Source organism: Burkholderia sp. WP9 (assembly GCF_900104795.1).
Taxonomy (GTDB): Bacteria; Pseudomonadota; Gammaproteobacteria; order Burkholderiales; family Burkholderiaceae; genus Paraburkholderia.
The window spans coordinates 4,324,345-4,336,462 of the sequence record NZ_FNTG01000001.1 but is presented as its reverse complement, the minus strand read 5'-3'; the positions used below and the strand labels follow the sequence as shown (position 1 = coordinate 4,336,462).

At 62.4% G+C, this 12,118-nt stretch carries 10 protein-coding genes; 2 read left to right on the top strand and 8 right to left on the bottom strand.

Annotated features, from left to right (window positions below; genetic code table 11):
* Nucleotides 1–51: 51 nt before the first annotated feature.
* The 3 genes from BLW71_RS19315 to BLW71_RS19305 form a co-directional block, all read right to left on the bottom strand.
* The gene (locus BLW71_RS19315) at nucleotides 52–945 is read right to left on the bottom strand and encodes a glutamate/aspartate ABC transporter substrate-binding protein (RefSeq protein ID WP_091799176.1); all 894 of its coding nucleotides are present in this window, start codon (nucleotides 943–945) and stop codon (nucleotides 52–54) included.
* Between the two features lie 264 nt (nucleotides 946–1,209).
* Nucleotides 1,210–2,532, bottom strand: coding sequence for a Glu/Leu/Phe/Val family dehydrogenase (locus BLW71_RS19310; RefSeq protein ID WP_091799172.1), 1,323 nt, complete (start codon nucleotides 2,530–2,532; stop codon nucleotides 1,210–1,212).
* Between the two features lie 138 nt (nucleotides 2,533–2,670).
* The gene (locus BLW71_RS19305; RefSeq protein ID WP_091799169.1) at nucleotides 2,671–3,627 is read right to left on the bottom strand and encodes a LysR family transcriptional regulator; all 957 of its coding nucleotides are present in this window, start codon (nucleotides 3,625–3,627) and stop codon (nucleotides 2,671–2,673) included.
* A 172-nt stretch (nucleotides 3,628–3,799) separates the two neighbouring features.
* On the opposite strand from BLW71_RS19305, the gene purB reads away from it, so the two are divergent.
* Nucleotides 3,800–5,188: an adenylosuccinate lyase gene (gene purB, locus BLW71_RS19300; protein ID WP_091799166.1), complete on the top strand. Its 1,389-nt coding sequence runs from the start codon at nucleotides 3,800–3,802 to the stop codon at nucleotides 5,186–5,188.
* A 91-nt stretch (nucleotides 5,189–5,279) separates the two neighbouring features.
* Here purB and BLW71_RS19295 read toward each other — a convergent pair whose 3' ends face one another.
* The 4 genes from BLW71_RS19295 to edd form a co-directional block, all read right to left on the bottom strand.
* Nucleotides 5,280–5,777 carry a gluconokinase gene (locus tag BLW71_RS19295; RefSeq protein WP_091799164.1) on the bottom strand — a complete coding sequence of 166 codons (498 nt, stop codon included), beginning with the start codon at nucleotides 5,775–5,777 and terminating at the stop codon, nucleotides 5,280–5,282.
* Nucleotides 5,778–5,787: 10 nt separating this feature from the next.
* Nucleotides 5,788–7,179 carry a GntP family permease gene (locus BLW71_RS19290; RefSeq protein WP_091799161.1) on the bottom strand — a complete coding sequence of 464 codons (1,392 nt, stop codon included), beginning with the start codon at nucleotides 7,177–7,179 and terminating at the stop codon, nucleotides 5,788–5,790.
* Nucleotides 7,180–7,512: 333 nt separating this feature from the next.
* Nucleotides 7,513–8,154, bottom strand: a complete 642-nt coding sequence (gene eda, locus BLW71_RS19285; RefSeq protein ID WP_091799159.1) for a bifunctional 4-hydroxy-2-oxoglutarate aldolase/2-dehydro-3-deoxy-phosphogluconate aldolase — start codon at nucleotides 8,152–8,154, stop codon at nucleotides 7,513–7,515.
* 25 nt (nucleotides 8,155–8,179) lie between these two features.
* On the bottom strand, nucleotides 8,180–10,084 hold the full coding sequence (gene edd, locus BLW71_RS19280) for a phosphogluconate dehydratase (protein ID WP_091799156.1): 1,905 nt from the start codon (nucleotides 10,082–10,084) through the stop codon (nucleotides 8,180–8,182).
* Between the two features lie 290 nt (nucleotides 10,085–10,374).
* Here edd and BLW71_RS19275 point away from each other — a divergent pair, with 290 nt between their 5' ends.
* Nucleotides 10,375–11,220 carry a MurR/RpiR family transcriptional regulator gene (locus BLW71_RS19275; protein ID WP_091799153.1) on the top strand — a complete coding sequence of 282 codons (846 nt, stop codon included), beginning with the start codon at nucleotides 10,375–10,377 and terminating at the stop codon, nucleotides 11,218–11,220.
* Between the two features lie 66 nt (nucleotides 11,221–11,286).
* Here BLW71_RS19275 and BLW71_RS19270 read toward each other — a convergent pair whose 3' ends face one another.
* Nucleotides 11,287–12,018 (bottom strand): OmpA family protein, encoded by a 732-nt coding sequence (locus tag BLW71_RS19270; RefSeq protein WP_091799151.1) that lies wholly within the window; start codon nucleotides 12,016–12,018, stop codon nucleotides 11,287–11,289.
* Between the last annotated feature and the right edge of the window lie 100 nt (nucleotides 12,019–12,118).

Below are 12,118 nucleotides of genomic sequence, written 5' to 3'. Positions count from 1 at the left end.
AGCGCGTGGCCCCTTCCGTTTCGTTCAGCGTTTCAAAAAAACAGCTAAGGTTTAATCGATTGCCTTGTCATTCGGGCTCTTGTAGAGCGCCTTGATGTCATCGCTTTCCGGGAAGTTCAGATTCAGGCCCTTCGGCGGAATCGGCGATTCGAACCACTTCTTGTAGATCGCGTCGGCCTCGCCCGAGGTTTCGACCTTGGCGATTGCCTCGTCGACCACCTTCTTGAATTCCGGATCGTTCTTGCGAATCATGCAGCCGTACGCTTCATGCGATTGCGGCGCGCCGACGATCACGAAATCGCCCGGATTGTTCGACTTGGCGCGTTCGCCCGCGAGCAGTGCGTCGTCCATCATGAAGGCAGCGGCGCGGCCCGTGGAGAGCGTCAGGAACGACTCGCCGTGGTCCTTCGCGCTGATGATGTTCATGCCCATGCTCTTGTCCTGATTCATCTTGCGAAGCAGGCGCTCGGAGGTGGTCCCGGCAGTCGTAACGACCGTCTTGCCCTTCAGGTCGGCCCAGTCCTTGATGCCGGAGTCTTTCTTGGTCATGAGGCGCGTGCCGATCACGAAGATCGTGTTCGAGAAGGCAACCTGCTGCTGACGTTCAGCATTGTTGGTGGTCGAGCCGCATTCCATGTCGACGGTGCCGTTCTGCACCAGCGGAATACGGTTTTGCGACGTGACCGGCGTGAGCTTGACCTTCAGGCCAGGCATGTTCAGCTTCTGCTTCACCGCTTCCACCACTTTCAGGGCGAATTCCTGCGAGTAGCCGATAACGTTCTGCTTGTCGTCGTAATACGAAAACGGGATGGACGATTCGCGATGGCCCAGCGAAATGACGCCCGTGTCCTTGATCTTTTTCAGCGTACCAGCGTCTTGCGCATGCGCGCCAACCGTAAACAGTCCGAGAGTCGCGAGCAGCAGCGCAGCTTTTTTAACCTTCATTTTTGATCTCCTTGGCAAGAACCGGCGCCAGTTTAGCAAAGTAATTATTCTGAAAGTATCGCTATAAACCATGTTGTTGCGTGGCCGCCGCTACTGCTTCGCGGCCCGTCGGGACGGTCGGTCAACCTTTCCGCATATAGAAAGGCGGGCGGCATCGATACGATGCTGCCCGCCGGGTCCAACACGCCGTCTTGTGGACCGCGTTGAAGCAAGGATTGCCGGCGGATCCGCGCGATAACGGAGCCGCCGTTCGAACCGCAAAAATCAGGGATACAGGCCGCGCAGTTCGCGCGCTTCCAGGATCCGCTTACATGCGACGATAAACGCCGCCGTCCGCACGGACACCTTTTGCTCGCTCGACACCTGCCACACGGCGGCGAATGCTTCACGCATCACACGCTCCAGACGCTGGTTGATCTCGTCTTCCGTCCAGAAGAAGCTCGAGAAGTCCTGCACCCATTCGAAGTAAGACACGGTCACGCCGCCGGCGTTGGCCACCACGTCCGGAATCACGAGAATGCCGCGATCGTGCAGGATGTCGTCCGCGGCCGTGGTGGTCGGGCCGTTGGCGCCTTCCACGACGATCTTCGTCTTGATCTTCGCCGCGTTCTTTTCGGTGATCTGATTTTCCAGCGCGGCCGGAATCAGAATGTCCGATTCGACGGTCCAGAATTCTTCATTGCTTACGGCGTCCGCTTCCGGGAAGCCGCCCACGCCACCGTGTCTGGCCACATGTTCGAGCAGTGCGACGGCGTCGATACCCGTCGACTTGTACAGCGAACCGGTGTGATCCTGCACCGCGACCAGCTTCGAACCCGCTTCCTGGAACAAACGCGCCGCGATGCCGCCCACGTTGCCGAAGCCCTGCACCGCGATGCGCGCGCCTTCGATTTCCACACCGATACGGCGTGCGGCTTCGGAGGCCACCACGAACACGCCGCGGCCCGTTGCCTCGCGGCGGCCGAGCGAACCGCCCAGCGTGATCGGCTTGCCCGTCACGACGCCCGTGGCCGTTTGGCCCTGGTTCATCGAGTATGTGTCCATCATCCACGCCATGATCTGCTCGTTCGTGTTCACGTCCGGCGCGGGAATGTCGGTATTCGGTCCGATGATGATGCCGATTTCGCTGGTGTAGCGGCGCGTCACGCGCTCGAGCTCACCACGCGACAACGTGCGCGGGTCGACACGGATGCCGCCCTTCGCGCCGCCGTACGGCACGTTGACCGCAGCATTCTTCACCGACATCCACGCCGACAAGGCCATCACTTCCGACAACGTCACGTCCTGGTGGTAACGCACACCGCCCTTGCCCGGACCGCGCGACACGTTGTGCTGCACGCGATAGCCTTCGAAGTGAGCGACCGTGCCGTTATCGAGTTCGATAGGCACGTCGACGACCAGAATGCGCTTCGGGCGCTTCAGGGTTTCGAGCCAGCGGGACAGGGAGCCGAGGTACGGCGCGACGCGATCGACCTGGCGCAGGTAGTTGCCCCACGGGCCGAGGTCGTCTTTATTCAGGTAGGAAGGAACCGACTGCAACGTTGCTGCGGATTGTGCGACTTGTGCTGCCTGTTGCTGGGATGACATGAACGCTCCGGCGTTGATCGAATGACAGCATTGTCGAAAAACGCCGATTTGAAATCCAATGCCGTTTCCTTATCCGATTATGTTTTTTTTGCATAACCATCGAGAAGCCGCAAATTCGCGTCGTAGGGAGGCAGGATTTCAGGCCGCGCCTTGCGCCAGTTCCTCCGACACCACGTCCCACAACTGACGCACGAGTATCTGTCGCGCATCGTCGCTCTTCGCCGCGAGCTTGTCGCGATAGAGACGAATCTCCATGGTCAGCGTGAGCTGGCCCTCGGGCGTGCCGCGCGTCGCGCGGTCGAGGCGGATCAGCTTGCCGTCGGCGACCGCGTCTTCCACCGCGCTGTGCGGCAGGAAGGCGATGCCGTGGCCGGCGAGCGCCATCGCCTTGAGTCCTTCGGCCATGTCGGTTTCATACAGCCGGTCGAGATACAGACGCTCCGGCGCGTTGGCCAGGATCACTTCGGTCATGCGGCCCAGATAGGCGTTCGGCGTATAGGACAGGTAAGGCGTGGGCGCCTCGGCGGTGCCCGGCAGCGTATGACGCGGCCGGCCGGCACGGCCGGGCGCCGAGAACGGACTGATCGGCTCGATGCCGAGCGTCAGCATGTCGTAGCGGCCCGGATCGAGCGCGACTGGGTGGCTCGGATGGTGATAGCCCATCATCAGATCGCAGCCGCCTTCCACCAGCGAGAGCGCCGCGTCGTGCACGTTCAGCGCCCGCAGCCGCGTGTGGATCGGGCCCATCTGCGCTTCGATACGCTGCAGCCAGCGCGGAAAGTAAGTCAACGACAGCGTATGCGGCACCGCGAATTCGATGGTTGCCTGCGGCGTCGCCGTATGGCCGCGCAGCAGCGCGCGCGCTTCATGGAACTGCGACAGCATCGCGAGCGCCTGCTCGTTGAACACCTGACCGGCCGCGGTCAGCCGCGTCGGGTAAACCGAACGGTCGATCAGTTCCGTGCCGAGCCACGCTTCCAGGGCCTGAATCCGCCGCGAGAATGCCGGCTGCGTCACGTGACGCAGTTCGGCCGAACGACTGAAACTACGCGTTTCCGCGAGCGAAACGAAGTCTTCGAGCCATTTCAGTTCCATGCGGGGCCTGCCACCAGCGGAGGAGAGAAGTCAGCATTCTAGATGGTGTCGCGAAGCGGACCAGCCTGACTGCGGAAATCGGGGCTGTCGGCGTCCGGTGGTAAAATTCGCGTTTTCCCGCAGTTTGTTCCGCGTTTTCACCCTTGCGCTTAGCCCTCACCCGGCCCCCATCATGTCCGACACCCGCCCCGACACTCTGTTCGCGCTGAACGCGCTCTCCCCGCTCGACGGCCGCTACGCCTCGAAAACCGAAGCCCTGCGCGACTGGCTCTCGGAAGCCGCGTTCATGCGCAATCGCGTGACGGTCGAAATCCATTGGCTGATCGCGCTCTCGCACGCCGGCTTCGCCGAAGTGCCGCGTTTCTCCGCAGCCTCCGAACAATTCCTGCTGCAACTGGCCGAACGCTTCACCGCGCACGACGCCGCGCGCATCAAGGAAATCGAACGCGTGACGAACCACGACGTGAAGGCGGTCGAGTACTGGCTGAAGGAATCGGTCAAGGGTCAGGAAGAACTGGAACGCGCGAGCGAGTTCATCCACTTCGCGTGTACCTCGGAAGACATCAACAACACCTCGCACGGCCTGATGCTGGCGGGCGCCCGTGAACACGTGATCCTGCCGGCGCTGCGCTCGGTACATCAACGTCTCGTCGCACTGGCCCACGCGCACGCCGATCAGGCCATGCTGTCGCGCACGCATGGCCAGCCGGCCAGCCCGACTACGCTCGGCAAGGAAATCGCCAACGTCGCGGCGCGTCTGGAACGCGCGATCGACCGCATCGCGAAGGTCGAACTGCTCGGCAAGATGAACGGCGCGGTCGGCAACTTCAACGCGCACCTGTCCGCGTATCCGGAGTTCGACTGGGAAGCGTTCTCGCGTGAAGTGGTCGAGCAGCGCCTGAAGCTCACGTTCAACCCGTACACGATCCAGATCGAACCGCACGACTACATGGCAGAACTGTTCGACGCCGTGTCGCGCGCCAACACGATCCTGCTGGATCTGGACCGCGACGTGTGGGGCTACATCTCGGTCGGCTACTTCAAGCAACGCACCAAGGCCGGTGAAATCGGTTCGTCCACGATGCCGCACAAGGTCAATCCGATCGACTTCGAAAACTCGGAAGGCAACCTGGGCCTGGCGAACGCCACGCTGCGCCATCTCGCCGACAAGCTGCCGGTGTCGCGCTGGCAGCGCGACCTGACCGATTCGACGGTGCTGCGCAATATCGGCGTCGCGTTCGGTTACTCGCTGCTTGCGTACGACTCGCTGATCCGCGGCCTCGACAAGCTCGAAGTGAATGCGCAGCGTCTGCACGAAGACCTCGACAACTGCTGGGAAGTGCTGGCTGAGCCGGTTCAAACGGTGATGCGCCGCTACGGCATCGAGAATCCGTACGAACAACTGAAGGAACTGACGCGCGGCAAGGGCATCACGCGTGAAGCGCTGCAAACGTTCGTCAGCGGCCTGGCGATTCCGCAGGACGCGAAAGATCGCTTGCTCGCCATGACGCCGGCTTCGTACATTGGTAAAGCTGCAGAACTGGCCAAGCGCATCGCCTGATTTGCGTTGGCCGCTCCTGACCTCGTTGCACGAGGCATAAAAAAACCGCTCCGAGGAGCGGTTTTTTTTCATCTGCAGCGACCGGGCAAATTCACTTACGCGCTTCGACCTGGATCAACACGCTTTCGACGATCTCTTCCGGCGACAGTTCGATGCTCACCGTGATCGCCTCATCGGCGCCCGGCTCTTCGAGCGTATCGAGCTGGCTTTGCAGCAGCGACGGATCGAAGAAATGGCCGGTGCGCGTGGTCAGCCGCTGCTCCAGCACCTCACGCGAACCCTTGAGGTAGACGAAGCACACGTCCCTGTCGCCATCGCGCAGAACGTCGCGATACGAGCGTTTCAGCGACGAACACGTGAACACCGCCGTCTCGCCCGCCGTCTGCTTCTCCTCGATCGCGGCGCGAATCGTTTTCAGCCACGGCCAGCGGTCTTCGTCCGTCAGCGGAATGCCGTGGTGCATTTTCTCTTTGTTGGCGGCGCTGTGAAACGCGTCGCCGTCGGTGAACGCGCAGTGCAGGCGCTCTGCCAGCATTTCGCCAATTCTCGTCTTGCCGGCGCCGGACACGCCCATTGCGATCAGAATCATCAAAAACTCCTTACAAGACCGCCGCGAGTGCGAAGGTCAAACCCAACCCCATCAGCGAGATGATGGTTTCGAGGAGCGACCATGTCTTGAAGGTCTGCCCCACCGTCATCCCGAAGTACTCCTTGATCAGCCAGAAACCGCCGTCGTTCACGTGCGAAAAGATCAGCGAACCCGAACCCGTGGCCAGCACCAGCAGTTCCGGCTTCACCTGCACCGCGCCCGCTGCCGCGATCGGTGCGACGATGCCGCAAGCGGTGGTCATCGCGACCGTCGCCGAACCCGTTGCCAGACGAATCAGCGCCGCGACGAGCCAGCCGAACAGCAGCGGCGACAGATGCGCCGACGTCGCCGCATTGACGATTTCCTTCGAAATGCCGCTATCCATCAGCACGCGGCCGAACCCGCCGCCCGCGCCGACGATCAGCGTAATGCCCGCGATCGGCGCGAGACACTCGCCGCAGAATTTCTGGATCTGCTCGCGATTGAAGCCGCGGCTTGCGCCGAAGGTCCAGAAGCTGACGAGCACGGCGATCAGCAGCGCCACATCCGAATTGCCAGCGAAGCGCAGCAGATCGTTCGGCAAGGTTTTCGGCGTGAACACGAGGTCGGCCCAGCTGCCGACCAGCATCAGGATAACCGGCAGCAGGATCGTGAACAGCGTGATGCCGAAGCTCGGCAGTTCACGCTTGGGCGCCGCCTGTTGCGCACCGTTGTTCGCGCCATTCGCGTCGCCAGCGCCGAGAAACTGCGAAGCGAGCGCGTTGTCTTTCGGCAGCTTGATATAGCGGCTGATCAGCAACGCAAACAGCGGACCCGCGACGATCGCGGTCGGCACGCCGACGATCAGGCCATACGCAATGGTCCGGCCGATATCCGCGTGATACGCCTGCACCGCGAGCATCGCGGCCGGGTGCGGCGGAAGCAGGCCGTGCACGACGGACAGACCCGCGACCATTGGCAAGCCGACTAGCAGCAACGATTTGTTGGTGCGCTTCGCGACGTTGAAAGCGATTGGAATCAGCAGCACGAAACCGACTTCGAAGAACACCGGCAAGCCGACGATGATCGCCACGATCATCATCGCCCAATGGATGTTCTTTTCCCCGAAGAAGTCGATCAACGTAGTGGCAATGCGCTCGGCGCCGCCCGATTCGGCCATCATCTTGCCGAGCATCGTACCCAGACCGACCACGATGGCGATGTGCCCGAGCGTATTGCCGTTACCCGTTTCGAACGACTTGACGATGGTGCCGATCGGCATGCCGGACGCGAGCCCGAGCAGCAGCGACACGATGATCAGAACGAGGAAAGGGTAAACCTTGTAGCGCGTGATCAGCAGGATCAGCAATGCGATGGCGATCACCGCGAAGACTAGCAGCGTGCTGCCGTGGACAGCTTCCATGAAGCTCCTCCTTTTGCGTTATTGATTTGAGTGCCCCCAACCTGGCGCTTCGCGCCAGCCCCCGAGGGGGCCACAAAAAACTTGGGGCTGCCCGGCGTTTTCTTGTGAATGCGGACAACAGTCAGCACCCTGTCTCACGGCGACCTGTGCGGCGCCTCGAAACCGGGCTGACCGCGCGGACGCTGAATTTTACTGTGTGTTGCCGACCCACGCGCGCCGCTCGCGTATGCATATTGAAAAAAGAGCCTCGCCGCGACAGCTCAGATGGCTGTATCGACGAGGCTCCTTTTGCGTAGGGCCTTGAAGACCGCTTGACGTGCGCGCCGCTTCAACTTAATGGGCGGGCGCGGCCAACTGGCTCGCGGCGCGCGCGAGACGCGTGATCTCTTCCCAGTTGTGCGAAGCAAGCGCGGCTTTCGGCGTGAGCCACGAACCGCCGACGCACACCACGTTCGGCAGCGACAGGAAAGTCGAAGCCGATTCGGCCGTGATACCGCCGGTCGGGCAGAATTTCAGATTCGGGAACGGGCCGTGGAAAGCTTGCAGCATCGGCACGCCGCCGGCCTGCTGGGCAGGGAAAAACTTCACGATCTCGTAGCCGAGTTCGAGCGCCGTGATGATGTCGGTCGGCGTCATCACGCCTGGCAGCAGCGGCAAGCCTGCGTCCTGTGCGGCCTTGTGCATGTCTTTCGTCAGACCCGGCGAAACGCCGAATTGCGCGCCCGCCTTTTTAGCCTGAGCGCAGTGCTCGGGCTTCGTAATCGTGCCGACACCGACCACGATGTCTTCAGCCAACTGGCTTGCGCGCTCGATCGCTTCCAGACCGGCGGCGGTGCGCAAGGTAATTTCCAGCACCTTCACGCCGCCCGCATGCAGCGCGCGCGACACCTGCTCACCCTGTTCGACCGAGTCGAACGCGAGCACCGGAATCACCGGGCCGAGGCGCACGATATCGCTTACTGTTTTCGACGTCATAGTCAGACTCCTTGTTCTGCAGCGCTTAGCTGGCTTGAGTGGTGCTTGTATGTTTTCCGGTGTGAGCTTTGGCCGCTTCGCCGTGATGCGCCGAATGCTCGCCCACCATCGCGCCGAATACCGACGCGCCCTGCTCCGCCGGCGCCGCCGCCGCGCGAAACACGCCGAACAATTCCCGGCCGAAACCCACTTCGTTTGCCGCCTGATGCAGCGGCACGGCGTTCGGCCGCGCGGCCCATTCGGCCGCTTCGATTTCGATGTCGAGCACGCCGGCTTCGGCGTCGATCACCAGCATGTCGCCCGTGCGCACCTTGCCGATCGGCCCTTGCAGCAAGGCTTCAGGCGACAGATGAATCACCGCCGGCACCTTGCCCGACGCGCCGGACATACGGCCGTCCGTGACCAGTGCGACGTGGAAACCCTGATCCTGCAACACACCGAGCAGCGGCGTCAAACGATGGAGCTCGGGCATGCCGTTTGCACGCGCGCCCTGGAAGCGCACCACGGCGATGAAGTCGCGCTTCAGTTCGCCTTTGTCGAACGCTTCCTGCACGGCTTCCTGCGAGTCGAACACGATCGCCGGCGCCTTCACCTTGCGATGCGCCGCCGCGACCGCCGAAATCTTGATCACACCGCGGCCGAGCTTGCCCTGCATCAGACGCAAGCCGCCATCCGGCTGGAACGGTTCCTTGATGCCGCGCAGCACGGCCGTGTCTTCGCTCGCTTGCGCGCCCGGCACCCATTGCAGCTTGCCGTCGATCAGCTTCGGCTCTTCCGTGTAATGCTTGAGTCCCTTGCCCGCGACCGTATTGACGTCCTCGTGCAGCAAGCCGCCTTCCAGCAGATTGCGCACCAGGAAAGCGACGCCGCCGGCCGCGTGGAAGTGGTTCACGTCAGCCTTGCCGTTCGGATAAATTTTCGCGAGCAGCGGCACGGCTTGCGACAGCGCGTCGAAGTCGTCCCAATCGATCACGATGCCCGCCGCGCGAGCAATCGCCACCAGGTGCAGCGTGTGATTGGTCGAGCCGCCGGTCGCCAGCAAGGCAACGATGCCGTTGACGATCGCTTTTTCGTCGATCACGTGGCCGATCGGCGTGTAGTTGCCGCGCTCCACCGTCAGATCGAGCACGCGGCGCGCGGCCTGCGCGGTCAGCGCGTCGCGCAGTGGCGTATGCGGATGCACGAAAGCCGAACTCGGCAGATGCAAACCCATCACTTCCATCAGCATCTGATTGCTGTTGGCCGTGCCGTAGAACGTGCAGGTACCGTGGCTGTGATACGCGGCGGCTTCCGCTTCGAGCAGCGCGTCGCGGCCGCATTGGCCGGTGGCGAAGAGCTGGCGTGTCTTGGCTTTGTCGTCGTTGGACAGGCCGCTGCCCATCGGGCCGGCCGGCACGAAGATGGTCGGCAGATGGCCGAACTGCAGCGCGCCGATCAGCAGGCCCGGCACGATCTTGTCGCAAATGCCGAGGCACAGTGCCGCGTCGAACATGTTGTGCGTTAGCGCGACCGCCGTGCTCATCGCGATCACTTCTCGCGAGAACAGCGACAGTTCCATGCCCGCATTGCCTTGCGTAATGCCGTCGCACATGGCCGGCACGCCGCCCGCGAATTGCGCGACGCCGCCGTTTTCACGCGCGGCCTGCTTGATGATGTCCGGGTAGTTTTTGTACGGCGCGTGGGCCGACAACATTTCGTTGTACGAGGACACGATGCCGATGTTCGGCTCGCGAATCTGTTTGATGACGAGCTTGTCGTTGCCTTCGAGCCCGGCGAAACCGTGGGCCAGATTGGCGCAGGAGAGCGCGCCGCGCGCCGGGAACCGGCCTTGCGCCTGGTCGATGCGGGCCAGATACGCCTCGCGGGTGGGCTTGCTGCGCTCGACCACGCGTTGCGTGACCTTCAACAATTGCGAATGCGGGGAAACCATCGGAGCTCCTTCGTCGCTGGCGTGGGGCGGGCGCGCACTGTGCCAGGTAGGTATCGCGGGGTGTCGGATCAACTGACTGACGCCATCTTAGTAGAAAAACTACACGATCGCAACGACGAACGCTGCTGCGCTGCGGCATACGGAGACAGCCGGAAACGCCCGGCCAGCCTTGCTCTCGCATGCAACGGCCGAAACCTAGGGATTACACCTACCGCCTCAAATGTAGTTTTTGTACCTCTTCAGCAATCAGATATAGTCCACGCATTCTTCAGCATAGTGCGAGTTTTCCAATGATGCTGTCCCAGGTGGAAGAGATGCGCGACCAGTTGCGGCCGTCCGAGCGCAAATTGGCCGACTACGTGATCGAAGCGCCGCGCGAAGTGCTCGATCTTTCCATGACGGAAGTGGCCGCCCGCGCAGGCGTTAGCCAGCCGACCATCGCGCGGTTTTGTCATGCGCTCGGCTTTTCGGGGTTTCGCGAATTCAAGATCCGGCTTGCGCAAGGGATTGCGTCGGGTGTGCCCACCGTCTATCGGGACGTGCAGCCGGACGAAGGCGCTCCCGGCCTCATCGCGAAGGTATTCGACCGGACCATCGGCACGCTGATCGAAGTGCGCAACAGCCTGTCGCCGGATAGCGTCGAAGCGGCCGTCGAGTTGCTCGCGAACGCGGCGCGCATCGAGTTCTACGGCGCGGGCGGCTCGGGCATCGCCGCGCAGGATATTCAGCACAAGTTCTTCCGCCTCGGCATGCCGAGCGTCGCCTACTCCGACCCGCATACCTATTCGATGTCGGCGGCACTGCTCGGCCCCGGCGATGTGGTGGTGGCGGTATCGAATACCGGCCGCACCCGCGACATCATCGAAGCCGCGCGTTCAGCGCTCGCTCGTGGCGCGAAAGTGATCGCGATCACGCACGGCAGCTCACCGCTCGCGCGGGTCGCGTCGATCTGTCTGTTCTCGAACGTGGTCGAGGAAAACGATGTGTTTTCGCCGATGACATCGCGTATGTCGCATCTGGCGATCGGCGACATTCTGGCGGTCGGTGTCGCGCTCAAGCGTGGACCCGAGTTAGTGGAGCGCGTGGGACAGGCGAAAGGCGTGATCGGCCGGTTGCGGGTCGACGACGAGAGTTGAGGCGTTGCAGATGAAAAAGGCCTGCGCGACGGCAGGCCTTCGTGGTCGAGCGATGTGTGCTGCGCGTTACTCGGCGAATACGCGGACGTCGACGCGGCGGTTCTGCATGCGGCCTTCGGGCGTCGCATTCGACGCGACCGGATCAGCGCTGCCCAGACCTCGTGCGACGAACTGCTCGGCATGGAGGCCGCCATCACGCAGGTATTGGGCGACGGCGTCGGCGCGAGCCTCGGACAGGCTCAGGTTATGGGCTTGCGAGCCTGTCGCGTCGGTGTAGCCCACCACCGTCACGCGATGCAGGTTCACGCCCCGGTTCACGCTCATGAAGTGGTCGAGATTCCTCTTTGCAATTGAGCCAAGCACCGCGCTATCCGTCGCGAAGTTCGCGTTGCCTTGCAGCAGCAGGCGAACCTGCGGCGCCACCTGTTTTGCTTGCGGCTGCGCAGCGGGCTGTTGCAGCACCGGCTGCTGCGGGAGCTGCTCTGCAACAACCGGTTTGCCGCACATGAAGGTCAATTCGCGCGCATCCTTCTTCAGCGCGCCGTCGCTTACGCGATCAACGGCTTCGAGCCATGTCACCGGTTGATTCTTGCAGGTCTGCCCCGCCACACGCACGCAACTCTTCGAGCTTTCGAAGAGTCCCTCGCAATTGACCCGATAGATCGGCGCCTGCTGATTCGGCACGCTCACCGCGTGAAGCGTATAGGTTGGGCCCGACTGCGTGCTGCACGCAGCGAGAAACATCACACACGCGCCGAGCAATAGCGCGCGCGAAGACTTGGAAAGCGTTAAGTTCATTTTCAGGGATTCAGTCAATTGAGGCGGCGCCCTTGCCGTGTGTTCCTCGGACAAGGGCGCGCATGCAGTCAAGTCAAAGCAGATCTGGCTGACGGACGAG

What these genes read in the sequence shown, in the direction of transcription:
- BLW71_RS19275 (WP_091799153.1), top strand. Translation starts at nt 10,375, where the DNA reads ATGATGCTGTCCCAGGTGGAAGAGATGCGCGACCAGTTGCGGCCGTCC.
- BLW71_RS19295 (WP_091799164.1), bottom strand. Translation starts at nt 5,777, where the DNA reads ATGATTCTGATCGCAATGGGCGTGTCCGGCGCCGGCAAGACGAGAATT.
- BLW71_RS19270 (WP_091799151.1), bottom strand. Translation starts at nt 12,018, where the DNA reads ATGAACTTAACGCTTTCCAAGTCTTCGCGCGCGCTATTGCTCGGCGCG.
- edd (WP_091799156.1), bottom strand. Translation starts at nt 10,084, where the DNA reads ATGGTTTCCCCGCATTCGCAATTGTTGAAGGTCACGCAACGCGTGGTC.
- BLW71_RS19310 (WP_091799172.1), bottom strand. Translation starts at nt 2,532, where the DNA reads ATGTCATCCCAGCAACAGGCAGCACAAGTCGCACAATCCGCAGCAACG.
- BLW71_RS19305 (WP_091799169.1), bottom strand. Translation starts at nt 3,627, where the DNA reads ATGGAACTGAAATGGCTCGAAGACTTCGTTTCGCTCGCGGAAACGCGT.
- BLW71_RS19315 (WP_091799176.1), bottom strand. Translation starts at nt 945, where the DNA reads ATGAAGGTTAAAAAAGCTGCGCTGCTGCTCGCGACTCTCGGACTGTTT.
- purB (WP_091799166.1), top strand. Translation starts at nt 3,800, where the DNA reads ATGTCCGACACCCGCCCCGACACTCTGTTCGCGCTGAACGCGCTCTCC.
- eda (WP_091799159.1), bottom strand. Translation starts at nt 8,154, where the DNA reads ATGACGTCGAAAACAGTAAGCGATATCGTGCGCCTCGGCCCGGTGATT.
- BLW71_RS19290 (WP_091799161.1), bottom strand. Translation starts at nt 7,179, where the DNA reads ATGGAAGCTGTCCACGGCAGCACGCTGCTAGTCTTCGCGGTGATCGCC.